Genomic DNA, 23159 nt, shown 5'->3' on the forward strand with positions numbered 1-23159 from the left:
TCTTGCGCAGGCGATGAGCGGGACAGGCTTCGACGTCCACTCGGTGGCCTTGGCCCCCGAGCACAATCTGCTGGCCGTGGAAGAGGAGCTGCTCGTCGGTGCGCAGAAGGCCGGTGCCGTGCGGCCGGACGTCGTGGCTGCCGACGTCAAGGCGCTCATGGTCGGCTGTCTGGCCCGGGAGCAGCAGGGCACCGACCCGGAGGCGCGCAAGCGCATGATCGACCTGGCGTGCGCGGGGCTGCGCGCCCAGAGGTAGCGGCGTCTGCCGACCGCGTCGAGGATCGGGGAAGCGGCGGACGCTTGCTTCAGTTGCAGGGTGCCATCAGTGTGTCGTCGTCCGGGGGCGCGGCCCAGGACCCAGGTGCGCAGGCCGGTCGCCGGGTCGCTGGTCACAGCGCAGCACTGCGAGCACGATGCCCGCGATCTTCCCGGCGGGCAGGGTCCGCCACTGGGAGCCGATCTTCTTCAAGGGGCCGCGTATCAGGTCGGCGAGATAGTTCAAAGTGGCGCTCGACAGGGAAAGGCGGGCGGTGTAGACAAGGCCGTCAGGGCCCTCAACGGTACTGTTGGCTTTTCACACCAAACTCAACTGCCGCCGAGGGCCCGCTGGTTACGTCCTGCTGGCAGCGGCCTGCGGCGGGCGGCGCGGCCTCGTCAGGATTCTCGCCGCGGTGCGGGATCAGCAGCACAGCCCCGCCCCGCCACCCGGGGCGGGGCTACGGCCGCGACCCGGTCCTGCTCGACCAGCCGGTTCAGGACCCGCTCGGCGATCACCAGTTCCTCCCGCTCGGCCTGGGCCTCGTGGGAGCGGCCAGGCGGTCGGCGCAGCAGAACCCGACATCGGCTTCGACCGACAGGTCAGACGATGCGAGTATCCCGACCGCCCCTCATCCCAGACCCGTGACCTGCAACTTCACGATGCACGGGTCTCACCCGGCGAGGAAGTTGGTCACCTGGGTGACGAACTCCTTGGCGTGCTGGAAGAGGAAGCCGTGGCCTGCGCCGGCGTAGAGGACGAGGGTGGCGTTCTGCAGGTGCTGGACTGCGACATAGGAGGCCAGGGCGGGGATCATCACGTCGTTCACTCCGTTGGCGTACAGCACGGGCTGCGTGATGGCTTCCAGGCCGGCCTGCACCTGCTCCCACGGGGTCGACCCGCTCTTGGCCAGGGCGGTGAGCTGGCCCGCGGCCGCCTCATCGGATACATAGGGGCGCCCGTTGGGGAACCGGGGGGAGACGTGGGCGATGTGCCGCCGGCCGGCGGCGGTAGCCGCCTCGGTCTCCGGGTAGAGCAGGTAGATCATGTCGTCCGCGTCAGCCTTCGGCTTGGTCGCGATGCCGAGGACCTTCTCGGTCAGCTCCGGCACGCCGGGCACCTGGCCGCCGGGGGTGCTGCTCGCGACGATGAGCTTGCGCACCAGGTCGGGACGCTTGAGGACGACGTGCTGGGCGACGATGCCGCCCAGGGACCAGCCCAGCAGGTCGGCGTGGGCGAGGCCGAGGGCCTCGATGAACTCGATGGCACCATCAGCGAATCCCTCGATGGAGTCACTCGGGGTGCCGTCGGTGTAGCCGGTGCCGACGTTGTCGAACAGGATCACGTCGTGGTCGGCGGCCAGCAGGTCCAGGAACTCCGGGTCCCACCAGTCGAGGGTGCCGCGGAAGCGGTTCAGCAGGACCAGCGGGGTGCCCCCCTGTGGGCCCAGTCGCCGGTAGGTGAACGTCGCGGAGGAGCTCTCCACGGTCAGATCGTCGGCCTTGTCTGCCAGAAACGTGCTCATGACCTGGTTCTCTTTCCTGTTTGGCGCACTTGCCGGTGGAGGTGCGCGGCGACGATGGCGCATCCTCGGCCCACCGACTAAGTAAGACGCTCGGTTTACTTAAGGGAACCGTAGCACGCGTGTCGGGCTATGTAAAACGATCGGTATCCTTAAGTCATGACCAAACCCATCCCCGTACGGCGGCGCCGCGGTCGCGGCGCCCGCGAGCGGATCCTCAAAGCGGCGACCGAGCTGTTCACCGCCCAGGGGATCAACGCGACCGGAATGGACCAGCTGTCGACCGTCGCCAACGTCTCCAAGCGCACCCTGTACACGCACTTCCCCAGCAAGGACGAGCTCGTCCAGGCATACCTGCAGGCACTGGAGGACAGCGACCTCCCGCCCCTTGGGCCTCCCGACGGGCCGGCGCTGGACCCGCGAGCGCAGCTCCTCGCCGTCTTCGACTGGGAGCCGCCGGAGCCGACCGCTCCGCTGCGAGGCTGCCCGTTCCTGAACGCCAGCATCGAGGTGCCCGACCCCGACCACCCCGTGCACCAGCTGGCCGCGGCGCACAAGAGGGAATTCGCCCGCCGCCTTGCGGTCATCGCACGACAGGCCGGGATCGCTGCCCCGGAAACCCTCGGCGAGCAGCTCGCCCTGCTCTACGACGGCGGGGCCGCCCGCGCCACCGCGCTCAACAGCGGTCAGACCGCGGCTTGTGCCCGATCCATCGCGGAGCTCCTGATCGATACCGCCCTTGCCGCCGCTCACCCGGCATCCCGCCGATGAGGCCGACACTCTGGGCTCGGCCACGTGCGTGGCACGGCCAGCTCACGTAGAAGCTGCGAACGGCCAGACCCGGAGCCGTCGCCGACCCGGGATTCGTCGGACGGGACGATACCGCCCGGACACCGGCCCGGCGGTGATCAGCGGCTACAAGGCGGCACAGAACAGGCCCCTGACGCGTGGTCAGAGGCTGTCCGACAAGGCGCTGGCGGCCGTGAGGGCCCCGGTCGAGCACGGCTTCGCGCACCTCAAGAACTGGCGCGCACCACGTCCAGCCGGCCGAACCGCTCCTTGGCCACCGCGACCGCCTCGAACACCTGCGCACGGTCGGTGACTTCCAGACGCAGCGGCAGCACCGCGTCACCGAACCGCTCGACCAGATCGGTCAGCGTTCCGGTGTTGCGGGCGGTGGCCGCGACCCGGTGGCCGCGCTCCAGGGCGACGAGGGCGAACTCGCGGCCGAAGCCGCGCGATGAACCGGTGATGAACCAGACCTTGCTCATGGCGTAAACCCCCTGTGGGGATGAGCGGCCACCCATAAGCGGGATGGTCATCCCGCTTAACTGTACGGGACGAGTATCCCGCTTTCGAGTTCGTTGTGGAGATGGGCGGCGGTAGCGGCCCGCAGCTCCACGGTCAGTGGCCCTTCACTGCCGGCGCCGTCCACAGGCGACGGGCGGCCACCGGGCCGCACGGCCGCGGCCGTGCGGCATATGGGGGTCGGGGCACCCTTCGGCTCGCCTCGACCGTCGGGGCCGGCGTGGCTCGCGCTCGGGAGGTCCTGCGTCGCCGCGTACAGGGTCGGCAGTGCGCCGTCCTTGTCGTCCTGAGTGAGGAGATTGCTCGGGCTCGGCACAATGGCACGGGCGCCCTCGTTTGCTCGGCCCCTGCCTGCAGGGATCGCGTGACTTGACTCGGTGCAGAGGATGATCAAGATCCACTCCCGCACCGAACCTGGACTTCGCCGGGCGCCGCTGTCCCGTGAAGGTCAAAGGTGCCCGGAGCAAGGCCCGCCGCCGCGGCCAAGCGCGGGAGGACTTCGTGCTGGAGACTGCCTACCGGGACGCCGACACCGCCCGGCTCCTGCCCCACCTGCTGCGCGGCCGACCCCAAGGCCCGGTGTTCATCACCCACCGCCGCCCTGGCCCAGGGAGGTGGTCAGCCCGCGCGACGTGTGCCCGGACACCGGCCTGGCCCGCCTCTCCTAGGGCCAGGCCCGCGCCTGCTGGACGAACGCACCGCCGTACGCGGGCCGGGCACCGGCTGGGACCTGCACGAGTACCGCCATTCCGCCCTGACCCACCTCGACGAGCAGGGAGCCTCGCTGCTGATGCTGATGGCGAAGTCACGGCACAAGAAGCCGGAGAACGTCCGCCGCTACTTCAAGCCGTCACCGAGGCGATCTTGGAGCTGACCAGCCTGCTCGCGCCTGGCGACGCGCGCCACTGACCCTGCTGTGACTGGTGTGCCTTACCGGTAAGGGTCCACGGTCAGACGCGTACCGCCGCTCGGTTCAGGCCGGGTTGCCCTGGGCCAGGGTGGAGACGTGGGCCCAGTCCTGCCAGGTCTTGAGGCGCTCGGCGTAGACGTAGGGGATCATGTCCAATCCGTCGGTGCCGAAGAAGACGCGCAGGGGTGGGATGTCGGCGTCGACGATCTTCAGAAGCGCCGGTCCGGCCGCGGTGGGGTCGCCGAGCTTCGCGTCGCGCCAGCCCTCGGCCAGGGCCGCGCGCAACCCGTCGTAGGCGGGCAGCTGCGCGGCGAAGCTGGCGGAGGCGCCTGCCCAGTCGGTGGCGAAGCCGCCGGGCTCGACCAGGGTGACCTTGATCCCGAAGGCGGCGACCTCCTTGGCCAGGGACTCGGTCAGCCCTTCCAGGGCCCACTTGGAGGCGTGGTAGCCACCGAGGCTGGGGTAGGTGGTCACGCCGCCGATGGTGGAGATCTGCACGATGTGGCCGCTGCCCTGCTCGCGCAGCAGGGGCAGCGCGGCCTGGGTCACCCACAGGGCGCCGAAGAAGTTGGTCTCCATCTGGTCGCGGACCTGCCGCTCGGTCAGTTCCTCGACGGCGCCGAACAGGCCGTAGCCGGCGTTGTTGACGACGATGTCCAGGCTGCCGAAGTGCGCGTGCGCCCGCTGGACGGCCTCGGTGGCGGCGGCCTTGTCCGTCACGTCCAGGGGCAGCGCAAGGATCGCCTCGCCGTGGGCGGCGACCAGATCTTTCAGGGAGTCGGTGTCGCGGGCGGTGGCCGCGACCTGGTCGCCGCGCTTCAAGGCAGCGAGGGCGAACTCGCGGCCGAAGCCGCGCGATGAACCGGTGATGAACCAGACCTTGCTCATGACGTAAACCTCCTGTGGGGATGGGCGGCCACCCGTAAGCGGGATAACTATCCCGATTAACTATACGGGACGAGTATCCCGCTTTCGAGTTCGTTGTGGAGGTGGGCGGCGGTAGCGGCCCGCAGTTCCACGGTCAGCGGCCGTGCACAGGTCGGCAGTGCGCAGTCCTTGTCGTCCTGGGCGAAGAACCTGTCCGTGATCGGCACAATGGCGCGGGCGAACGGATTCGCTGTGTGGGTTGCGAGGACGCGAGCGTGACCACCCGGTCCGTGACGTACGGCAGCACCGAGGTCCGCCAGGTCCAGGCGGCGCACCTCGGTGCTGCCGCGCACGGAATCCGCCGCCGCCCGGCCGCGTTCCGGGTCCCGTACCGCGACAAGCACACCTTGCGCGAGAAAGGGGTGGGGTCACTGTCGCTGCGTGAGCTGGCCCGGGACATCGGTGTCAGTCACGCGGCGCCGGGGCGCCACTTCATGGACAAGCAGGCGCTGCTCGATGCCTTGGTGCTCGGCCGCCACGAGCGGCTGACGCGGACCCTCGAAGGCGCAGGCGATCCCACCCTCCCGGTCCAGCCTCGCCTCACTGTCCTTGCGCGGACCTACGTCACCTTCGCCACCGACAAGCCGTGGTGGAGCCCATGTTTCGCCCGCAGGCACAGCCCTGACGCCCCCGAGGAGGTTGTCGGCCTCGCCCATCGGGCATCGCAGCCCTTCGAGCGGGTCATGGTGGACGCCCAGGGGCGCGGCGAGATCATCGAGGGGACCCCGCCCGTCTCGCGCTCGCCGTGGGCGCCCCCCTGCACGGCACCGCCGCGTTCGCGACCCAGGACGCGGCCGACCCGCAGGCGGAACTCGGCGGCATTGAGGACCTGGTGCGTCTGCTGCTGCACGGTCTCCAGCCCCGCTGAACCTCTTGGAAGCCTTCGCCCCTTTCCGTCAAAACCCGGAAGGCCCTGAAGCGGGCGTTCTCGACCCTGCGAGTAGCGACATGCCCGCCGTCGAGGCGGCAGGTGACTGCGAGAACCGTAGTCCTTCCCGATATGACGCCAGCGGTGTATGCTATCAGTGTAATAATTGCAGATGGGGGTCGTGTGCATGGCTTGGAAGATTGTCGTGGTCGAGCCGGCTCTTTCGTGGCTTCATGGCCTGCGCCGTACTGACCGCGACACCCTGATTCAGGTCAGTCAGGCTGTCACTGCTCTTCAGGAGGAAGGTCCCGCGCTGGGCCGGCCTCTGGTGGACACGATCAAGGGGTCGGTGCTACCGAACCTCAAGGAACTCCGCCCGGGCTCGGCGGGGGCCACAGAAGTGCGGTTGCTGTTCGTGTTCGACCCGGACCGTCAGGCCGTGATCCTGGTCGGCGGTGACAAGGCGGGCAACTGGTCGGGCTGGTACCGCGTCGCGGTGCCCCAGGCGGAGCAGGCGTACGCGGAGCATCTGAAGCGAATCGATGGAGAGGACGGGGCACGATGACTGATCACCTCAAGGACCCGCAGGCCGTCTCCTGGGGAGACCTGGCCGAGGATTTCGCCTTCACCGATGCCGAAAAGGACCAGATCCAGAAGGGGGCGCAGGCGATGGTCCTGGCCTCTCGTGTGCACCGCCTCGCAGAGTTGCGGAAGCGGCAGCACACCACACAGGTCCAGGTCGCCGAAGCCATGGGCGTCACCCAGGCCCGCGTCTCGCGCATCGAGAAGGGTCAGTTGGAGCGCAGCGAGGTCGACACCCTCGCTGCCTACGTCAAGGCGCTCGGCGGCAAGTTGAAGATCGTCGCTGACTTCGGTGATGAGAGCTACGTACTCGGCTGACCTGATCGACGCGCCGCTACCCAGGTCGATGCACAGTCCAGTGGGCGGGATCGCTTCGTGACGTCAGGTGGCCTGGGATGGAGCATCATCACGTCGGTAAGGGACTCCGCTGCGCGAAGGGTTCTAGCCCCTCGGCTGAACAGGGCGGACGCAGCTGCTGCTCTGGCAAGTGTCCAACTCATCGACCCCCAGGGGCCATTGAGGGGCCGCAAGGACAGGAACGCATCGACAAACGCTGCACAAGGCTGACACGGATCAGCACGTCTGACCTGCAAGAACGGCGTGAATCGGCACTGATCGACAAGGGCCGCCAAGATCCCCAATGGACTCATAATCCGTCGGCCGTGGGTTCGAGTCCCACCCGCCCCACCTGTGCGGGTCTTTGACCTGCGGAAACGTTCCGTATGGGCTGGTGGCGCGTCAACTCCGGCTCAACAGACCAAATCCGCTGCTCACGACTTTGGGCAGGCGGATGCGTCCCGGGCCGTTCGGTAGAGAGTTGACCACTCTGACCTGCGGCGTAGGTGTCATCGAGGATCTGTGTCGACCTTCGGGGACAGCTCCTCTGGGCTCGACTGGCAAGATCGAGGGACCAGGCAGGGACCAAGACGGCGTCCATGTTCCGCGTTGGTCGGACCTCGGCTTCTGGACGACGACACCATGCCCCTGACGATCGCCTTGCAGCCTGGTCGGACTCGGCGGTCCTGCGGCGGAGCCGACGGGGAACGAGTACGGCCACCGTGTGATCGTCGAGGGGTAGGTGCGCGCTCCTGAAGATCATGCGGTGGCCGCGGGCCATGGCGTGGGCCATGCCCGCCAGCGGGCGATGTACGGCCAGACTGCGGCCCGGATCGCAGGCCGGCCTCGGCAAGTGAAACAGCGTGAGGCTGAGTAGCCCGGTCGTCGCTTCAGCAGCCCGCTCTGCCTCACCTCGCGGGACAGCGCGGTAGTCGCTGCCCCGGCCGTCGGGCGGACGTTTGACCGTAGCGGTGTGGTCCGCCGGGTCGCCCGCCCGGCCGACGGGTGGGGGCTTGGTCATCTCGGCGCGGTCCGCCGGATCGGTGCTCCGGTCCCCGGCGTCAGTGGTCACCGTCGTGTGTCCCTGCGGTATCACGGCAGCTGAGCCGCCATACTCCGCCGCCATCCGACCGAATGTCTCCGCGACCGTGGCCTCCTGGCTGTATACCGAGTATTCTACTGAGTAGATAGTCGGCCTGGAGGTTTCATGAGCGTGCGTCACGCCCTACTGGCCCTACTCAGCGAAGGCCCCAAATACGGGTTGCAGTTGCGGCAGGAATTCGAGGACCGGACCGGGGATGTCTGGCCGCTCAACACCGGGCAGGTGTATACGACGATGCAGCGGCTCGAGCGCGACGGGCTCGTGGAGTCGGACCCCGGCGGTGCCTCGGACGGGCCTCAGAAGAGGTACCAGATCACCGCGTCCGGCAAGGACGAGCTGGCCGTGTGGCTGCGCACACCTCCGGGTCTTGACACGCCGCCTCGTGACGAGTTGGTGATCAAGGTGTTGGTGGCGCTCCGGCTGCCCGGCGTCGACGTACGGGAGATCCTCCAGGCGCACCGCAGGCACACGGTCACGCAGATGCGGCAGTACACGCGGCTGAAAGAGGATGCGCCGGACGACCTGCCGCTCCTCCTGGTCGCTGATGCCCAGCTGTTTCGGCTGGAGTCCCTGGTCCGCTGGCTCGACTCCGCGGACGGGCGGCTGAAGCACCACGGCGTCGACACGCTGCGCGCCGGACACGGCGCCGACGACGCTCCCGTTCCCTCGGCCCAACCCCCAGGAGTCCCGCGATGACCGCACTGCTCGAACTCCGCAACGTGTCGATGACCTACGGCACAGGGACCGCTGCCGTGCGCGCCCTGAACGACGTCGATCTGCGCGTGAACGCGGGTGAACTGGTCGCCGTCATGGGCCCCAGTGGCTCCGGCAAGTCGACCCTGCTCACCATCGCCGGGAGCCTGGAGGAACCCACCGGGGGCGAAGTGCTCTTCGAAGGCAGGCCGCTGTCCGGCCTGAGCCCCAACGACCGGGCCCGGCTGCGCCGCCGTCATATCGGCTATGTCTTCCAGGACTTCAACCTGCTGGCCGGGCTCACCGCGGTCGAGAACATCACCATGCCGCTCGAACTCGACGGCGTGAAAGCGAAACAGGCCCGCACGGAGGGCATGCGCGCGCTCCAGGAGCTCGGGCTCGCCGAACGCGCAGGCAGCTTCCCCGACGAACTCTCCGGCGGCATGCGCCAACGCGTCGCCATCGCCCGTGCTCTGGTCGGCGAGCGGCGACTGCTGCTGGCCGATGAGCCCACCGGCGCCCTCGACTCCGACACCGGCGAGGGGGTCATGCGCCTCATCAGGTCCGCCTGCCGCGAGGGCGCGGCCGCGGTGCTGGTCACCCACGAGGCCCAACTCGCCTCCTGGGCCGACCGGGTGGTGTTCGTACGGGACGGCCTGGTCGTCGACACGAGCACCGCCTCCGACGGCCCGGAGAGCCTCCTGTCCTCCAGCGGGGAGCCGAGTCGGTGAACGCCACGACCCTGACCCCGGCCCAGAACCGGCGGCCGGACGGCGGTCTGCCCGCACGCAGCGCCGTGGTTCGCTGGGCGTGGCGGCTGCTGCTGCGCGAATGGCGCCAGCAGCTGCTGCTGGTCTGCCTCGTCGCGTTCACGGTGGCCGCAGCCGTGTGCGGTCTCGCCGCCGCCCACGCCTATCCGGCCTCCGCAGCCGGCACCTTCGGCTCCGCGCAGCAGCGCGTGCGCCTCGACGGTGTCAACCCGCAGCAGATACGGGCCCAGGTGGCGGCCGCACGAACCAAGTTGGGCCGGGTCGAGGTCATCGGCCACCGGGCCGTACCCATCCCCGGCTCGGTACGGTCGATGGACGTCCGCGCCCAGGACCCGCACGGCCGTTACGGATCGCCGATGCTGCGCCTGGTCAGCGGGCGCTATCCCGGCGCCGGCAGAGAGATCGCGCTGACTCGGTCCGCCGCGGACCTCTTCCGCACCCGGCCGGGGGCGCAGGTCGTCCTTGGCGGCCAGCTGCTGAGCGTTGTCGGCCTGGTGGAGAATCCGCAGAAGCTGAATGACGTCTTCGCGTTGGCCGCCCCAGGTTCGCAGGTCGCGGCCCGTCCGGCGACCTCGGCCGTGGTCCTCGCGGACGTCTCGCCCGGTGCCTTCTCCGCCTACCGGCAGGCCGATGACAGCCCCAAGTTCATCCAGGAGCGCCAGGACTTCGACCAGGCGCCGATCACCACCGCCGTGTTCGCGCTGGCCACCGTGGTGCTGCTGCTCGTCTCGCTGGTCGCCGCCGCCGGCTTCGCGGTCCTCGCGCAGCGCCGACTGCGGCAGCTCGGGGTCCTGGCCTCGATCGGTGCGACCACCCGGCATTTGCGGCTCCTTCTGCTCGCGCACGGCGCCCTGACCGGCGTGTGCGCTGCGGCGGTCGGCACGCTCGCCGGCGTACTGGCGTGGCTGCCGCTGGCTCCGCACATGGAAGACGCCGCCAGTCACCGCATCGACCGGCTGGCCCTGCCCTGGGCCCTGCTCGTCCTCATGGCGCTCGCCGCCGTGCTGGCACCCACCGCTGCCGCGTGGTGGCCCGCTCGTGTGGTGGCCCGTATTCCCGCCGCCCGGGCGCTGTCTGCGCGTCCGCCCCGCCCGGTGCCGGCCCGGCAGTCCGCATGGGCGGCGCTCGTCCTGCTCGCCGCGGGTGTCGGCTGCCTGGTGGCGGCGCACCGCGTCAACGGACTACTGATCTCCCTGGGCATCGTCGCCTTCGTCCTCGGTCTGCTGCTGCTCAGCCCGCTGTTCGTACGGGCCATGGCCGCGACGGCCGTCCGGATGCCCTTCACCGCCCGGCTCGCGATGCGGGGCCTGGGCCGCTATCAGGCTCGCTCCGGCGCCGCGCTCGCGGCGATCACCCTCGCGATCGGCATCCCCGTGGCGGTATCGGTGCTGGCCGCCGCCAGCGAGGTGACGGCCGAACGGGGAAACCTGGCGGCAAGCCAACTGCTCATCCGCATCGGCTCGCAGGAGCCCGTCATCCCGCGGCTCAGCGACGCCGAACTGGTACGGGTGCGGGACGCCGTCGACCAGTACGCGGACGCCCTGGGCACCACCGCGACCCCGCTCGCGATGGCCTACGCCACCGATGCACCGCAGTCGAGGGGCGGCGATGTGGACACCGGCGCAGGCCAGCCGGTCGTCGAGGTCGGCCGCAAGACCGGCCCGCACACTTGGCGCAGCTCCGCGCTGTATGTCGCCACCTCCGAGACCGCGCGCCGCTTCGGCTTCGATCTGGCGACGGCGGCCCCGGACACCGATGTCCTCACCCCGCTCCGGGCCCGACTGGAGCTCCTGGGCACCTCGCGGCGCGACCTCGTCGCCCGCACCCGCCATGTCCAGGGCTCGGCCTACACCTCCGTGCCCGACGCGTTCCTGACCTCCGCCGCACTGCACCGGCTCGGCTGGCACACCATCACCGTCGGCTGGTTCGTACAGGCCCCGCACGACCTCACCGCGGCGCAGCTCACCGCCGCCCGCGACCTGGCGGCCGCCAACGGCCTCGTCACCCAGGCCCGCGACCGGCAGGACGGCCTCGCCACGCTGCGCTGGGCGTCCGTGGCCGGTGGCGCAGTCCTCGCCCTCGGCGTCCTGGCGATGACGGTCGGCACGATCCGCGGCGAGGCCGCGGACGAACTGCGCACCCTCACCGCGACCGGCGCGACCACCACGATCCGCCGCAGCCTCACGGCCGCCACCGCCGGATTCCTCGCCCTGGCCGGAGTCCTGCTGGGCACCGCCGGGGCGTACGCGATCCTGCTCGCGGCGTACGCCGACGACCGCAGCCCCCTCACCCACGTTCCGTACATCCCGCTCGCGCTCACCCTCCTCGGTCTCCCCGTGGCCGCGGCAGCCGCCGCGTGGCTCGCCGCCGGCCGCGAACCGGGATCGATGACGCGGCGCCTGCTGGAATGATCGTCAGGCCGAGGCCCATCTGGCGACGACGTCTGGCTGGGCGGCACCGGGCTGCTCAAGTCGCCGCGGCTGGGCGAATTCCCCGGTACCGCCACGCTGCCCCATGGGAGAAACCCGCGGCCCCCGACCGGTTCACCTGCGCTGATGTTCGGTGAGCTGTGTAGCCTCAGTCTGCGGCTGGGGAGGTGAGCGGGGTGAGTTGGTGGATGTCGTGGCGCAGCCGTAGAGCCGCGATCTCGGCTTGGTCCGGTGGCCCCGAGGCGCTCAGAAGGTCGGTGAGTTCCTGGAGGTAGGTCTCGTGCCCGGCAGGGGACACGAGGAAGAGCATCCGGGCGGGTTCGGCGCCGGGGTTGGAGAATGCGTGAGGGCATCCGGCGGGTACGAACATGAAGCTCCCGGGACCGCCCCGCATCACCTTCGCGCCGGTCTCGGACTCCCAGGAACGCCAGTCGCCGGCAGCCTGGGGAGTGGGGTGGAAGGCGAGGAGGTCGAGTTCGCCTGCGAGGAGGTAGAACACCTCCTCGGCCTGGTGGTGCAGGTGCGCTCCGACATCGAATCCCGGCGCGACCTCGGCCTCGAACGTCGACCAGGTCGGCGACCGTTCAGCACCCGCTTTCAGGGTCATGGTCTGGATCCGGCGACCGCCACCTGGCGGTAGCAGCAGGCCATCGGTCATGTCTCCTCGTTTCCTGGGTTCGCCTTCCATCCGGTACTGCGCAGCCAGGTTCCCAGCGTCATCAGGCCCGGGTGGACCTCCCGCAGAGCTGAGATGTCGGGCGGTTCGGCGGGGTGCCCGTTGAAGAACTCGAACATCTTGGCGAGCTGCTGGTCGAAGGCTCGTATCTCCTCGACGGGCACCTGACGCAGACGTGCCGGCAGGCCGCAGTGGCGGCCGAATGTCTCGGCGATCTGCGGAGGCGTGAGGACGTCCCCGGCGATCTCCACGGTCCGGCCGAGGAAGTGCTCGGGCCGGTCGAACGCGATCGCGCCGAATGCGCCGATGTCGCGTACCGCGATCAGTGGCATCGGAATCTGCGGTCGTACGGCGAGGCCGAGCACCAGTTCCCCGTTGTCCAGGACCGGGCGGTTGTAGGTGGCGAAGTTGTCCATGAAGGAAACGGGACGCAGGATCGTCGCCGGGAGTCCGAGCGAGCGGAGGTGCTCCTCGATCCGCTGCTTGCTTTCGTAGTACGGGATTCCGGAGTGAGCGTCCGCGCCGTTGAGCGAGCTGTAGACCAGGTGCTCGATGCCCAACTCCCGGGCAAGGTCCGCCACTGCCTTTCCCCGCCGTTCCTCGGCCGCAACGCCTTCGGGGCTGATCCGGGGGCCGACCATCATGGTCAGCACGAGGAACACGCCATGTACGCCCTTCATCGCCTTCCGGAGCGACGTCGGATCGTCCAGGTCGCCGACGGCAAGGCCGGCTCCTGCCGTACGCAGTGTTCTGGCGCGGGGTGAATCAGAGTCGCGGACCAGGGCTCTGACCGGCCGGCCGCGCTCGAGCAGTTGCTGTGCCGTCGCGCCGCCCTGCTGGCCGGTGGCTCCGATGACCAGCACGGGTCGCCTGTGATGATCTGCCATACGAAGCTCCTTGCGGAAATGGCCGGGCCGTCATATTTCGCGCGGGGTCGGGTCGGCATGCAGCGGCGTCCACGAGGACCGGCCGGCGGTCCTCGGTGCCGACACTCGTCGCCTTCCTCGTGTGCCCGTCCTCCCTGGGGAGGACGGGCAGGGTGCGCTCAGCGTGTGGCGTCAGCGGCAGGTCCGGTGGTCGTGGCCGGCGAGCCGCGGCACTCCCCTCGTGAGGTTCACGTACCGCGTACGCGCCCCCTGGATCAGTAGAGGTAGACCGAGCTCAGCAGGTCATTCCACCTGCCGCCTCCCATGTACCCGTCGGACTGCCACGCTCCGACGAAGACATTGGAGGGGTTGCTTCCCCTGCCGTCGTTGTCCTTGGCGAAGGAGGTGGCGCAGCTGCCGGTCTGGTAGGAGCAGGTCTGGTCGTTGAAGCCGTAGTCGCCCAGGTTCTGCCAGTAACCGCTGTCGTAGAACGACAGGATCCGGCCCTTGGGGAAGGGGTCGGAGTTGAAGTTGGCGTTCTCGTACAGGCGCAGCGGGGTGGAGCAGTAACCCTGGGCAGTGCGGGGGCTTGCGGTCTTGGCCTGTTGAGCGGCCTTCGTGTCGCTCTCCTTGGCGGTGCGGAAGCAGTCGATGACACCGCGCTGGACGTTGCAGGCCTTGGCAGCGCCCCAGTCCTTGGACAGGTCGATCGTCTTGCCCTCGAAGCGCGCGAGGGTCGGCGTCCCGGCCGCCTGGGCGGTCGGTGCTATGACGGTGGCGCTTCCTACTGCCAGCGCGAGTCCGCCGAGCGTGATGCCTGCCCTGGCAAGGATTCTCTGCATTCTGCTTTGCTCCTAAGATTGAGTCGGTTCGAGGCATGGCGGAGGCATTCCTGTGCCTACCCGGGGCCAACTCCTGCGGCAGGTGCCCTTCCACCCCGGGTTGACGGCTGCCCCCTCGTCGTGGCCGTCCGTTCGCTGTGCGGCCCGACGCCCGCCGAGCTGGGCCTCCGGGTTGTGTGTCGCGCTCTTTCCTGTCCTGGACCACGGTGCGCGGCCCACCGTCGGCGAACCTTGGGTAAACGTTGAATCCACTGGTCGAAGGCGCTGTGCGAAGGTGGGGTACCTGACACTCGGGGGGGCGTGGTGACGGTTGAGTTCGAGTTGCTCGGCAGCGTCGAGGCACGTGTGGACGGTCGCGTCGTCGATCTGGGTCACGCCCGGCAGTGGTGTGTGCTCGCCGTACTGCTGGTCGAGGCCAACCGCGTGGTCTCGGTGGACCAGCTTGTCGAGCGCGTTTGGGCCGACCGGCTTCCGCAGCGGGCCCGGAACACGCTTTACGGCTATGTCTCCCGTCTGCGGCAGGCCTTGGCCGTCGCCGACGGGGCGGAGGTCGTCCGGCGATCCGGTGGTTATGTCCTCAACGTCGAGGCGACCGCGGTGGATCTGCACCGTTTCCATGACCTTGCCGCAGGAGCCCGCGCGGCCGCGCGGAACGAACAGGACGAGCAGGCCGCGGTCCTGTTCGGTCAGGCACTCCGCCTTTGGCGAGGAGACGCCTTCGCGGGTCTGGACACCCCGTGGGTCAACGCCCTCCGCGACACCGTGGACAAGGAACGGATCGCGGCCGAACTGGACCACACCGACGTTCGGCTCCGTCGCTGTCACCACACTGGACTGCTACCCGAGTTATCCGCCCGAGTGGAGACGGACCCTCTGGACGAACGGCTGGTTGGCCAACTCATCCTCGCCCTGTACCGCAGTGGTCGCCCGGCCGAGGCCCTCAGCCACTACGAGCGCACCCGGCTCCTGTTGGCCGAAGAACTCGGCTGTGACCCCAGCCTCCCGCTGCAGCGACTGCACCAACAGATCCTCGCCCGCCGATCCCGCACTGAACGTCCCAGCCGCCGGCCCCGCGGCCAGGCCCCCGGGATCCGCACCCGTCCTCGCACCACGCTCGTCACTCATGTCCCCACCGCTGCCCACTGGGCGGGACAGCGGCGCCCTGCCTGGTCCGCGGACATCGCGACGGCCCTGGACGCGGAGCCATCTGATCGGGCGGACATCGGAGTTGACGGTCCTCGACGGTGCGATCGAGGCGCATACCTTCGCTGGCGACGCTCGGTCGACCGACTACCTCGACCTGGTGGTGGAAGCACTCGACGACACCGACGATGAGCAACTGGCCGGGCAGATGGACACCCTCGTCATGATGGGCTGGACGGAGATGCTCCACGGACGCTACGACCCCGCGCTGCGCCATCTCGGTCGAGGCCTGGAACTGTCCCGTCGCACCGGCCAGAGCCTCGTGCTCGCCGATCTGTTCGCCGCCTCCGCCTACGCCTACCTGTGGCTCGGACGCCTGGACGAGGCGGCGACGTATGCCGAGGACGCCCTGGAGGCGGCATCACTCGTCAGCAGCAGCGAGCCGCGCTCGTTGGCCGACGTGGTGAGCGCGGTGGTCTTGATGTGGCGGGGAGACTTCGCCGGAGCACTGAAGGTCTGTGAGGAGTCACTCTCTCTGGCCGGCCCTGCACCGGGCGCGCGCCGGTCTGCGATGGTCGGGATGCTCGGCCAGACGCTGCTGCTCAACGGCGATCCGGAGGGCTGTGTCAGCAAGGTGCTCGAAGCGGGCGGCGGCCCGGACCTGCTCGGGTTCGAAGCCCCGGTCCGCCCGATGTGGTTCCGGCTGCTGGCTGTCGCGAAATTGGCCCTGGGCGACGTGGCAGCCGCCGAAAGCTGGGCCGACCGCGCAGCCGCTGCCGTAGCCCCTGACGGGCCGCCCGGTCGGCGAGGGTTCGCGTTGCTGGCCCGCGCCGAGGTACAACACGCCAGGGAGAACCCGGCAGCGGGTGCCACCGCGTGCCGGGCCGCTGCCGAGTTTCGCGCAGCCCGAATGCCTCTCAACGAGGCCATGGCCCGGCTGACCGCCGGTGCCGCACTGTCCGCCTCCGGCCGCCAGGCGGAAGCACTCGCCCAGTTGGAACAGGTGAAGGCCCTGTCCATTGCCTGCGGGGCCCACGCCCTGTCCGAATTGGCTGATCACGAACACCACCGAATCGCCGTCCAAAGCCCGCCTCCGACAACCGGTAACACCCAGGACGTGAAGTTCCCGAACAGCGCAAGCTCCGGTTGAGCGAGTTCTCGGAGGGGCACACCCGGGACAACTCCGGCGTCGGAGTTGTCCCGGGTGTGCCCCTCCGTTCTCGGCGCCTCGCAAAGACGCTCAGGGACCACGGAGGGACCGCAAGGGCCGGAACCAACCGACAAGGATCGTGTAGGACCGACAGAGATGCATGGGCCTGACCTGTAAGAACGCCGTGAATCGACGCGAATCGGCAAGGACCGCCAAGATCCTCGAAGGACTCATAATCCGTCGGCCGTGGGTTCGAGTCCCACCCGCCCCACTGTGCACGTCTCTGACCTGCGGAAACGTCTCATCTGAGGTGCGGATTCAGGGTGTTGGTGCACGGGGCTGAATCCGCTGCTCGTGAGTTCGACTCCGGCCATCAGCGTTAGTTGAGGTCCCTCTGACCTGCGCAGACGTATCGGCCCATGGCTGGAGGATGGCGTCGTGGGTGGGCTGTGCGAGCGTCTGTATGTCGGATTCTGGACGCTGGCTGGACACGAGGATCCGGAAGTGCTGCCCAGGGACCTTCGACTCGGCGGGCCTGCCGGGTCGGCGGGGCACGGACGCGGTCCGAATGGCGTGCGGTCCGAGTTGGGACGCGAAAACAGCCCGTACTGGAAACGGCCCAGAGAGGACCGACAGCCGGGGCGGGAGCGGCCGGGCTGGGCGGCTCCCGCACATACAGCCGCCGGTCTTCCTGCTCATCCCGTTCCTCCCGGGGCAGCGACGGCTATCGCTCAGGCGGGACGTGGTCCGCTGCCCAGGGCCGCCGAGCGCGTGCTGCTGCTGATCGCCGACGACGTGGCGTGGCTCGACGAGGCCGACGCAGCCGTCCTCGGGTTCGTCGCACGGCGCGTCACGGACGCTCCGATGTCGAGCACGACCTTGCCCGACAGCGCGGCGGCGGGAAAGCTCCCGGTAGGGAGTCGGCGGGATACTCACCACGACCCGGTCACCGGCGCGGGCCGCCTCCTCGGGTGTCGCGGCGCGGGCTCGCTGGCCGAGCTCGGCGGCCGTCTCTGCCAGGGTCTGGAGACCGCGGGATTTGGACAGGAGGACGTCGGCCGACCGCGATCGCGAGCCGGGCGAGGCTCGTGACGAACGACGGCCTGCTGTGCCCCGATCTCACCGCCGAGATCTGGTTCTGTTCAGCAGCTCCCGGAGCCAGGCCGCCCTGACGACCGGTGACAGCTATCCGGGCCAGGAGCGCCGCCTGCTCCTGCGCATCTCCCTCGACCGCCTCAGCAGCCGCAACACCGCACCCCTACGGGTCTCGGTGACAGGTAGTACAGCTCTCACCGCAGCGGGCGCTGTTCGCGCGAAGACGCCGGATCAAGAAGAAGAGACCGACCTCTTGCGGGAGGTCAGGCCGGCCCGTTGGCCAACGATCCGGCCGTCGGCCATGTAGGAGAAGCTCATGGCCTGCACCGAGATCTTGTTGCCAAGTGTCACCTGATGACCACCGGGTGACCGCCACCCGCCGGGCGTTTTGCCGGATCCCGGGAAACGATGAGAGACGTCACCGCGAGCAGCCAGCCGCCGAAGCACCGCGCGAACACCCGAACCGCGCTGGAAGGACATGCAATGACCGCTACCGCTCCCAAGGCTCCGACTGCACCAGGGGTGCGGTCCTGGTGGGGGATCCCATACGCCACCGCCGAGCGGTATCGCCGCCCCGTGGTCGCGGACTTCGATCCAGACCGACCCTATGACCGCAAGGGCGTCGTCTCTGTCCAGCCCGACAGCGGCGACTGGCTCGAAGCGGACAGCGGGATGGGTGAGGACTGTCTGAACCTGAACGTATGGGCTCCTGAGCAGCCGGCCGGGACGGCGCTCCCGGTGGCCGTGTACATCCACGGCGGCGGATTCGAGTACGGCGCGAACACGCAGATCACCTCGAACGCCTCCGGCCTCGCCGCGTCGGGGCGCGTGGTGGGTGTGTCGGTCAACTACCGGCTCGGCGCGCTGGGTGCGCTCTCGCTGTCGCAGTACGGCGGGCGGCTCGCCGAGGCCAGTAACCTCTGCCTACAGGATGTCATCGCCGCACTGACCTGGATCAAGCGGAACATCGCCCACTTCGGTGGCGACCCCGACAACGTCACCGTCTACGGCCACAGCGGCGGCGCCTATGCCACCTTCGGGCTGCTCGGCGCCGCCTCCGCAGGCGGCCTGTACCGGCGATTGGCCGGCTTCTCCGCCGGGCCCTCGCGTCTCCAGCCGGCCTGGTGGGCGGAGGAACTCGCCCACCGGTTCGTCACCGAGCTCGGCGTCGCGGACAACCCGGAGAAGCTGCTCGACCTTGATGCGGCCTCCCTGGTGGCCGCCCTGCACAAGGTCACCCCGACGGACCTCGGAGTCCGTGGCGGGATGGACAGCAAGAGCCTCGGCGTCGTCCTGGACGCCGGACAGCCCGGCGCGGTGCTGCACGCCCACCCCATGGACGAACTCGCCTCGGGCGCACACCGTGATGTCGACGTGCTGCTGAGCATGGCCAGTGACGACATGGGCTGGTGGGTGGCGAACGACCTCGACCGGTTCGACCCGCACACTGTCGACCGCATCGTCGACGAGGTCGCCGGGTGGCGCATTCCCCGCTCCCGCGCCAAGAAGATCGTCGACGCCTACGACCAGGGCGGCCGCACCCCTGCCGAAGTCCGCGCGGCAGTCCTGTCGGACTACATCTTCGGGCTCCCCGCAGCCCGCGGCGCCCTGGCGCACACTGCGGCGGGCGGCAACGCCCATCTCCTTCTGATCGGGCCCGCCGAGGGCGCGCCCGCCGTGCACGGCACCGAGATGTACGCGCTGGTCGGCCAGGAGCGGCCGGGCCGCAGCGCGGAACAGGCCGAGCGTGACAAGCGTATCCGCGACATTGTGCTCGACTTCGCTACCGGCGAGCAGCCCCGGCTGTGGCCCGCCGTCACGAACCGGCCTACCTCGGAAAGCGTCGGCAACCCTCCCTTCGAGGCCACCACCCACTATCAGCAGGCCCTCGACCTGTGGGAGGGCATCGACCGCCCCTGACGGGCATCGGGCGATACCCAACCACGCACCACGGGGGCGAACAGAGTGAGGAATCCGACATGAGCCAACCGACAGCAGTCGGCGAGGCCGCACCAGCCACGATGCGGGCCGTCGTCGTCACCCGGCCCGGCGGCCTCGACGCACTGGAGATCCAGGATGTGCCGGTGCCCGCACACAAGCCCGGCTGGGTGCGGATCAGGGTGAAGGCGTTCGGCGTCAACGAGTCCGAGGTCACCACCCGCAAGGGCGAGTCGGATGCGGAGGTCAGCTACCCGCGTGTGCCCGGCATCGAGGGCGTCGGCGTGGTCGATGAGGCCGATGAGGACAGCGGGCTGCGGCCGGGACAGCAGGTGGCCACGATGATGGGCGGCATGGGCCGCTCCTACGACGGCACGTACGCCCAGTACGTGAGCGTCCCAGCCGGGCAGGTCATCCCGTTCGAGTCCGGTCTGCCGTGGGAGGTCGTCGGTGCGCTGCCGGAGATGTTCCAGACCGCCTACGGATCGCTGACCACCGGCCTGGACCTCAAGGCCGGGCAGACGCTGCTGATCCGCGGCGGCACCTCCACGGTCGGGCTGAGCGCGGCCACGATCGCGAAGGACCTCGGAGCCACCGTCCTGTCCACCACCCGCAGCCCCGGTCGGGCCGGGGAATTGCGGGCCGCAGGCGTCGACCATCCCCTCGTCGACAGCGGCACGATCGCCGACCAGGTGCGCGAGCTGATGCCGGAGGGTGTCGACGCCGTACTGGAGCTGGTGGGCTGCTCGGTCCTCGCCGACACCCTCCGCACCGTTCGCCGGCACGGCACTGCCTGCTTCACCGGAGCCCTGGCGGGCCAGTGGACGATCCCCGATTTCAGCCCGTTCATGATTCCGGGCGGGGTGCGGCTGACGTCCTATGGCGGTCAGGCAGCCGACCTCCCGGCCGACGTCTTCGCCCACCAGCTCCAGGCCATCGCTGCAGGACGCCTCAACGTCCCGGTCGCGAAGGTCTACCACGGCCTGGAACAGGTCCGTGACGCCCAGGCCGACGTCGAGTCCGGCACCACGCCGGGCAAGCACGTCGTCGTCCTGGGCGACTGAGACCTGGGCGACCGAGAAACGACAACCAACCACTCCCGATGCGCGAGGGCCGACAACGTAAGCGCCGGTGAGCACGAAATCCTGACACCGCGTGAGGCGCAAGGGGCGCCCGTGCCTGCCCCCACCAGGCACCTGTTCCCCTGGCATGTTCGAGCAGGCTGCCGCCGGTCCGGGCGACCTCAGCGTGCTCGAGGGAAAAGCCGCTCGACAGCGGTCACCACCGCGGCGCGGCGGGCGGCGGTGGTGGGGTCCACGGCGTGTGCGGCGGCGGCCTCGCTGAGCTCGGGTTGTGACGCCCAGGTCGTGGCGATCTGGTTGACCAGGGCGAGGACGTCGGCCGGGTCCCAGGCGGGGTCGAGCTGTCCGGCCTGCTGCACCTGGCGGAGCAGGTCGATTTTGCGGGAGATCGCTGCCTGGGTGGGATCGGCGGCACCGGTAGCGGTGCCCGGTAGTTCGAGGCGGCCCCAGGTGATCAGGCGGTGGTGGTCTGGACGGGCGACGAAGTAGTCGAACAGGCGGCCCGCGTAGCCAGGGAGGTCGGTCGGGTCTATCTGGGTGGCCGCGGCGATGACGACGTACTCCCGTGCGGCGACGTCGGCATAGAGCGCGTCTTTGCTGCGGAAGTAGGCGTAGACGCGTTCTTTGCTGGTCTTGGCGAGCTTGGCGATGCGGTCCACGCGGGCGCCGGCGATGCCGTGGCGGGCGAACTCCTCCATGGCAGCGGCAAGGATGCGCTCGCGCGTGGTGTCGCCGGCGGCGGCGGGAGCTGCGGTCTGGCCGGAGTCGCGGGACTGGGACATGGGCCCAGGATAGAGCACCGAACCGTTTGGTTTGGCATCCGGATGATCGGCGCGTAGGGTCAAACGGAACAGTTCGGTTTGGCCTCTGCGGGTGAAGCCGGCGAACCACTGAGGGAGTGAACTCATGCAGCACCGCAATCTGGGCTCTCAGGGCCTGCGCGTCTCGGCGCTCGGCCTGGGGATCATGGGCATGTCCATGGCCTACGGCGCCTCGAACGACGACGAGGGCCTCGCGACCATTCGCCGCGCCCACGAACTCGGGATCGACTTCTTCGACACCGCCGAGCTGTACGGCGCCGGTACCGGCAGCAACGAGATCCTCCTGGGCAAGGCGGTCAAAGACTTCCGCGACGAGGTGGTCCTCGCGACCAAGTTCGGCTTCGACATGACCGCCCCGGCGCTCAGCCCCGGCTTCAACAGCCGCCCGGAAAACATCCGCAAGGTCGCCGAGAACAGCCTGCGCTACCTGCAGAGCGACCGCATCGACCTCTTCTACCAGCACATCTCCGACCCGGACGTTCCGGTCGAGGAGGTCGCCGGCGTGGTCGGCGAACTGATCGCCGAAGGCAAGGTGAAGTACTTCGGCCTGAGCAACGTCGGCCCCCAGTACATCCGCCGCGCCCACGCCGTCACCCCGGTCTCCGTGCTCCAGTACGAGTACTCGCTCTTCGAGCGGGAGGTCGAGGAGAAGATCCTTCCCGTTCTGCGGGAACTCGGCGTCGGCCTGGTGCCCTACTCCCCGCTCGGTCGCGGCTTCCTCACCGGCCAGGTCAAGCCCGCCGGCGAATACCCCGCGGACGACATGCGCAGCTGGGACGAGCGTTGGCAGGGCGAGAACTACACGTACAACCTGCACGCCACCGAGCAGCTCAAGGACCTGGCCGACACCGCGGGTATCACCGTCGCCCAGCTCGCGCTGGCCTGGCTGCTCGCCCAGGGCGAGGACGTCGCGCCCATTCCCGGCACCCGCAGCACCAAGCGCCTTGAGGAGAACGCCGGCGCCACCGACGTCCAGCTCTCCGCCACCGATCTGGCCCGCATCGCCGAGATCCTTCCCCACGGCTCGGCAGGCAGCCGCCTCCCGGCCGCGATGCTGTCCAGCTTCACCACCGACTGAACCGCCCCTCCACGCGGCCCGCACGGGCCAGTCGACAGCAGCCGGTGACGCCGCACAGGTGACGTGCGGGTCATCATCGTGAACCGGCCCGGCGGCCGAGAACGGTAATTCAACCGACTTGCCATCGCGGTGACGTCGAGGTTGCCTTCACACGGTCTGTGCCGAAGTGAAGCTCGTACCCGATGAACGCGGCGTCCGAGTCGGCCTGACGATTACTGCGACTACCCCCCGAAGAGCGGAACCCCTATGAGAATCCGACTGACCGCCGGAGCGACCGTCCTCAACGCAACCCTCGACGACAACGCGACGGCACGCGACTTCGCCTCGCTGCTTCCGCTGACTCTGCGGATGGATGACCTGTTCAAGCGCGAGAAGTACGGTCACCTGTCCCGGTCTCTCGCCGTGGGGGGCGAGCCGCGGTTCAGCTACGAGATCGGCGACATCGCCTACTGGTCACCTGGTCCCGACATCGCCGTCTTCTATGACCACGACGGCGAGTCCATCCCCGACCCCGGCATCGTGATCCTCGGGAAAATCGACCACTTGGGGGCCGATGCCCTCAAGAAGTACGACGGCGCGGTCGACGTCGCCATCGAGGCCATCGACTGAGACCCAGCCGGAAACCACCGAGATCTCGTCAACCAAGGGAGCGAGGGGGGAGAATCGGGGATTCGCGGGCCGCGTAGGCGGCCGGGGTGAGGCCGGTGCGGTCGCGGAAGAAGCGGCCGAAGTTCGCGGGGTCGGTGAAGCCGAGGTGGGCGGCCA

General features: G+C 69.3%; 22 protein-coding genes and 4 pseudogenes. 16 read left to right on the forward strand and 10 right to left on the reverse strand.

All coding sequences use genetic code 11. The features are described 5' to 3' along the window. Positions 1 to 256 (forward strand): annotated as a pseudogene (locus ACIRP7_RS44445) (hypothetical protein); the annotation flags it as partial. A gap of 673 nt (positions 257 to 929) precedes the next feature. Here the strand turns inward: ACIRP7_RS44445 and ACIRP7_RS44450 are convergent. Continuing rightward, on the reverse strand, positions 930 to 1781 hold the full coding sequence (locus tag ACIRP7_RS44450) for an alpha/beta fold hydrolase (protein WP_403672414.1): 852 nt from the start codon (positions 1779 to 1781) through the stop codon (positions 930 to 932). Positions 1782 to 1937: 156 nt separating this feature from the next. On the opposite strand from ACIRP7_RS44450, the gene ACIRP7_RS44455 reads away from it, so the two are divergent. Continuing rightward, entirely contained in the window at positions 1938 to 2549 is a 612-nt protein-coding gene (locus ACIRP7_RS44455; protein ID WP_403672417.1) for a TetR/AcrR family transcriptional regulator, read from the forward strand. 245 nt (positions 2550 to 2794) lie between these two features. Here the strand turns inward: ACIRP7_RS44455 and ACIRP7_RS44460 are convergent, their stop codons facing one another. Then, positions 2795 to 3049 carry an SDR family NAD(P)-dependent oxidoreductase gene (locus tag ACIRP7_RS44460; RefSeq protein ID WP_403672420.1) on the reverse strand — a complete coding sequence of 85 codons (255 nt, stop codon included), beginning with the start codon at positions 3047 to 3049 and terminating at the stop codon, positions 2795 to 2797. Positions 3050 to 3497: 448 nt separating this feature from the next. On the opposite strand from ACIRP7_RS44460, the pseudogene ACIRP7_RS44465 reads away from it, so the two are divergent. Beyond that, positions 3498 to 3995: pseudogene (locus tag ACIRP7_RS44465) on the forward strand (site-specific integrase); the annotation flags it as partial. Positions 3996 to 4059: 64 nt separating this feature from the next. Here ACIRP7_RS44465 and ACIRP7_RS44470 read toward each other — a convergent pair. Together ACIRP7_RS44470 and ACIRP7_RS44475 are read right to left on the reverse strand one after the other, a co-directional pair. Beyond that, positions 4060 to 4884, reverse strand: coding sequence for an SDR family oxidoreductase (locus ACIRP7_RS44470; protein WP_403672422.1), 825 nt, complete (start codon positions 4882 to 4884; stop codon positions 4060 to 4062). A gap of 272 nt (positions 4885 to 5156) precedes the next feature. Continuing rightward, positions 5157 to 5267: pseudogene (locus tag ACIRP7_RS44475) on the reverse strand (oxidoreductase); the annotation flags it as partial. Between the two features lie 18 nt (positions 5268 to 5285). Between ACIRP7_RS44475 and ACIRP7_RS44480 the strand changes: the two are divergent. From ACIRP7_RS44480 to ACIRP7_RS44510, 7 genes and pseudogenes are all read left to right on the forward strand, one after another. Further along, a pseudogene (locus tag ACIRP7_RS44480) lies at positions 5286 to 5333 on the forward strand (hypothetical protein); the annotation flags it as partial. A 335-nt stretch (positions 5334 to 5668) separates the two neighbouring features. Continuing rightward, positions 5669 to 5791, forward strand: a complete 123-nt coding sequence (locus tag ACIRP7_RS44485; RefSeq protein WP_403672466.1) for a hypothetical protein — start codon at positions 5669 to 5671, stop codon at positions 5789 to 5791. Between the two features lie 187 nt (positions 5792 to 5978). Further along, entirely contained in the window at positions 5979 to 6356 is a 378-nt protein-coding gene (locus ACIRP7_RS44490) for a type II toxin-antitoxin system RelE/ParE family toxin (RefSeq protein WP_328771811.1), read from the forward strand. Beyond that, entirely contained in the window at positions 6353 to 6691 is a 339-nt protein-coding gene (locus ACIRP7_RS44495; protein WP_104780727.1) for a helix-turn-helix domain-containing protein, read from the forward strand. The genes ACIRP7_RS44490 and ACIRP7_RS44495 overlap by 4 nt, the downstream gene beginning before the upstream one ends. A gap of 1225 nt (positions 6692 to 7916) precedes the next feature. Beyond that, on the forward strand, positions 7917 to 8507 hold the full coding sequence (locus ACIRP7_RS44500; protein WP_403672426.1) for a PadR family transcriptional regulator: 591 nt from the start codon (positions 7917 to 7919) through the stop codon (positions 8505 to 8507). Next, a complete protein-coding gene (locus tag ACIRP7_RS44505) occupies positions 8504 to 9235 on the forward strand; it encodes an ABC transporter ATP-binding protein (protein ID WP_403672429.1) in 732 nt (243 codons plus the stop codon). The genes ACIRP7_RS44500 and ACIRP7_RS44505 overlap by 4 nt, the downstream gene beginning before the upstream one ends. Further along, complete coding sequence (locus ACIRP7_RS44510; protein WP_403672432.1) at positions 9232 to 11685, forward strand: FtsX-like permease family protein; 2454 nt, start codon at positions 9232 to 9234, stop codon at positions 11683 to 11685. The genes ACIRP7_RS44505 and ACIRP7_RS44510 overlap by 4 nt, the downstream gene beginning before the upstream one ends. 166 nt (positions 11686 to 11851) lie before the next feature. Here the strand turns inward: ACIRP7_RS44510 and ACIRP7_RS44515 are convergent, their stop codons facing one another. The 3 genes from ACIRP7_RS44515 to ACIRP7_RS44525 form a co-directional block, all read right to left on the reverse strand. Continuing rightward, on the reverse strand, positions 11852 to 12361 hold the full coding sequence (locus tag ACIRP7_RS44515) for a cupin domain-containing protein (RefSeq protein ID WP_403672435.1): 510 nt from the start codon (positions 12359 to 12361) through the stop codon (positions 11852 to 11854). Continuing rightward, positions 12358 to 13266, reverse strand: a complete 909-nt coding sequence (locus ACIRP7_RS44520) for an NmrA/HSCARG family protein (RefSeq protein ID WP_403672438.1) — start codon at positions 13264 to 13266, stop codon at positions 12358 to 12360. The genes ACIRP7_RS44515 and ACIRP7_RS44520 overlap by 4 nt, the downstream gene beginning before the upstream one ends. Before the next feature lie 254 nt (positions 13267 to 13520). Then, positions 13521 to 14087 carry a hypothetical protein gene (locus ACIRP7_RS44525; RefSeq protein ID WP_403672441.1) on the reverse strand — a complete coding sequence of 189 codons (567 nt, stop codon included), beginning with the start codon at positions 14085 to 14087 and terminating at the stop codon, positions 13521 to 13523. Between the two features lie 432 nt (positions 14088 to 14519). Here ACIRP7_RS44525 and ACIRP7_RS44530 point away from each other — a divergent pair, with 432 nt between their 5' ends. After that, positions 14520 to 15422 (forward strand): BTAD domain-containing putative transcriptional regulator, encoded by a 903-nt coding sequence (locus ACIRP7_RS44530; RefSeq protein ID WP_403672460.1) that lies wholly within the window; start codon positions 14520 to 14522, stop codon positions 15420 to 15422. Continuing rightward, positions 15316 to 16380 (forward strand): hypothetical protein, encoded by a 1065-nt coding sequence (locus ACIRP7_RS44535; RefSeq protein ID WP_403672444.1) that lies wholly within the window; start codon positions 15316 to 15318, stop codon positions 16378 to 16380. Before ACIRP7_RS44530 ends, ACIRP7_RS44535 begins: the two co-directional genes overlap by 107 nt. Positions 16381 to 16698: 318 nt before the next feature. On the opposite strand, the gene ACIRP7_RS44540 is transcribed toward ACIRP7_RS44535, so the two are convergent. Together ACIRP7_RS44540 and ACIRP7_RS44545 are read right to left on the reverse strand one after the other, a co-directional pair. Then, positions 16699 to 17427 (reverse strand): hypothetical protein, encoded by a 729-nt coding sequence (locus ACIRP7_RS44540; protein WP_403672463.1) that lies wholly within the window; start codon positions 17425 to 17427, stop codon positions 16699 to 16701. 279 nt (positions 17428 to 17706) lie between these two features. Further along, positions 17707 to 17955, reverse strand: coding sequence for a hypothetical protein (locus tag ACIRP7_RS44545; RefSeq protein WP_403672447.1), 249 nt, complete (start codon positions 17953 to 17955; stop codon positions 17707 to 17709). 3 nt (positions 17956 to 17958) lie between these two features. Between ACIRP7_RS44545 and ACIRP7_RS44550 the strand changes: the two genes are divergently transcribed. After that, positions 17959 to 19395: a carboxylesterase family protein gene (locus tag ACIRP7_RS44550; protein WP_403672448.1), complete on the forward strand. Its 1437-nt coding sequence runs from the start codon at positions 17959 to 17961 to the stop codon at positions 19393 to 19395. Positions 19396 to 19454: 59 nt separating this feature from the next. Next, entirely contained in the window at positions 19455 to 20477 is a 1023-nt protein-coding gene (locus ACIRP7_RS44555) for an alcohol dehydrogenase catalytic domain-containing protein (RefSeq protein ID WP_403672451.1), read from the forward strand. A gap of 179 nt (positions 20478 to 20656) precedes the next feature. On the opposite strand, the gene ACIRP7_RS44560 is transcribed toward ACIRP7_RS44555, so the two are convergent. Continuing rightward, entirely contained in the window at positions 20657 to 21277 is a 621-nt protein-coding gene (locus tag ACIRP7_RS44560) for a TetR family transcriptional regulator (protein ID WP_403672453.1), read from the reverse strand. Positions 21278 to 21401: 124 nt separating this feature from the next. On the opposite strand from ACIRP7_RS44560, the gene ACIRP7_RS44565 reads away from it, so the two are divergent. Beyond that, complete coding sequence (locus ACIRP7_RS44565; protein ID WP_403672456.1) at positions 21402 to 22394, forward strand: aldo/keto reductase; 993 nt, start codon at positions 21402 to 21404, stop codon at positions 22392 to 22394. A gap of 246 nt (positions 22395 to 22640) precedes the next feature. After that, complete coding sequence (locus ACIRP7_RS44570) at positions 22641 to 23003, forward strand: cyclophilin-like fold protein (protein ID WP_037752593.1); 363 nt, start codon at positions 22641 to 22643, stop codon at positions 23001 to 23003. Positions 23004 to 23159: the final 156 nt, after the last annotated feature.

It is taken from the genome of Streptomyces sp. NPDC102270 (genome assembly GCF_044766405.1).
Lineage (GTDB): Bacteria > Actinomycetota > Actinomycetes > Streptomycetales > Streptomycetaceae > Streptomyces.

Bases quoted from the DNA above. Each gene is read 5' to 3' on its own strand.
- ACIRP7_RS44450 (WP_403672414.1), bottom strand. From the start codon at position 1,781: ATGAGCACGTTTCTGGCAGACAAGGCCGACGATCTGACCGTGGAGAGC.
- ACIRP7_RS44455 (WP_403672417.1), top strand. From the start codon at position 1,938: ATGACCAAACCCATCCCCGTACGGCGGCGCCGCGGTCGCGGCGCCCGC.
- ACIRP7_RS44460 (WP_403672420.1), bottom strand. From the start codon at position 3,049: ATGAGCAAGGTCTGGTTCATCACCGGTTCATCGCGCGGCTTCGGCCGC.
- ACIRP7_RS44470 (WP_403672422.1), bottom strand. From the start codon at position 4,884: ATGAGCAAGGTCTGGTTCATCACCGGTTCATCGCGCGGCTTCGGCCGC.
- ACIRP7_RS44490 (WP_328771811.1), top strand. From the start codon at position 5,979: ATGGCTTGGAAGATTGTCGTGGTCGAGCCGGCTCTTTCGTGGCTTCAT.
- ACIRP7_RS44495 (WP_104780727.1), top strand. From the start codon at position 6,353: ATGACTGATCACCTCAAGGACCCGCAGGCCGTCTCCTGGGGAGACCTG.
- ACIRP7_RS44500 (WP_403672426.1), top strand. From the start codon at position 7,917: ATGAGCGTGCGTCACGCCCTACTGGCCCTACTCAGCGAAGGCCCCAAA.
- ACIRP7_RS44505 (WP_403672429.1), top strand. From the start codon at position 8,504: ATGACCGCACTGCTCGAACTCCGCAACGTGTCGATGACCTACGGCACA.
- ACIRP7_RS44515 (WP_403672435.1), bottom strand. From the start codon at position 12,361: ATGACCGATGGCCTGCTGCTACCGCCAGGTGGCGGTCGCCGGATCCAG.
- ACIRP7_RS44520 (WP_403672438.1), bottom strand. From the start codon at position 13,266: ATGGCAGATCATCACAGGCGACCCGTGCTGGTCATCGGAGCCACCGGC.
- ACIRP7_RS44525 (WP_403672441.1), bottom strand. From the start codon at position 14,087: ATGCAGAGAATCCTTGCCAGGGCAGGCATCACGCTCGGCGGACTCGCG.
- ACIRP7_RS44545 (WP_403672447.1), bottom strand. From the start codon at position 17,955: ATGTCCTTCCAGCGCGGTTCGGGTGTTCGCGCGGTGCTTCGGCGGCTG.
- ACIRP7_RS44550 (WP_403672448.1), top strand. From the start codon at position 17,959: ATGACCGCTACCGCTCCCAAGGCTCCGACTGCACCAGGGGTGCGGTCC.
- ACIRP7_RS44555 (WP_403672451.1), top strand. From the start codon at position 19,455: ATGAGCCAACCGACAGCAGTCGGCGAGGCCGCACCAGCCACGATGCGG.
- ACIRP7_RS44560 (WP_403672453.1), bottom strand. From the start codon at position 21,277: ATGTCCCAGTCCCGCGACTCCGGCCAGACCGCAGCTCCCGCCGCCGCC.
- ACIRP7_RS44565 (WP_403672456.1), top strand. From the start codon at position 21,402: ATGCAGCACCGCAATCTGGGCTCTCAGGGCCTGCGCGTCTCGGCGCTC.
- ACIRP7_RS44570 (WP_037752593.1), top strand. From the start codon at position 22,641: ATGAGAATCCGACTGACCGCCGGAGCGACCGTCCTCAACGCAACCCTC.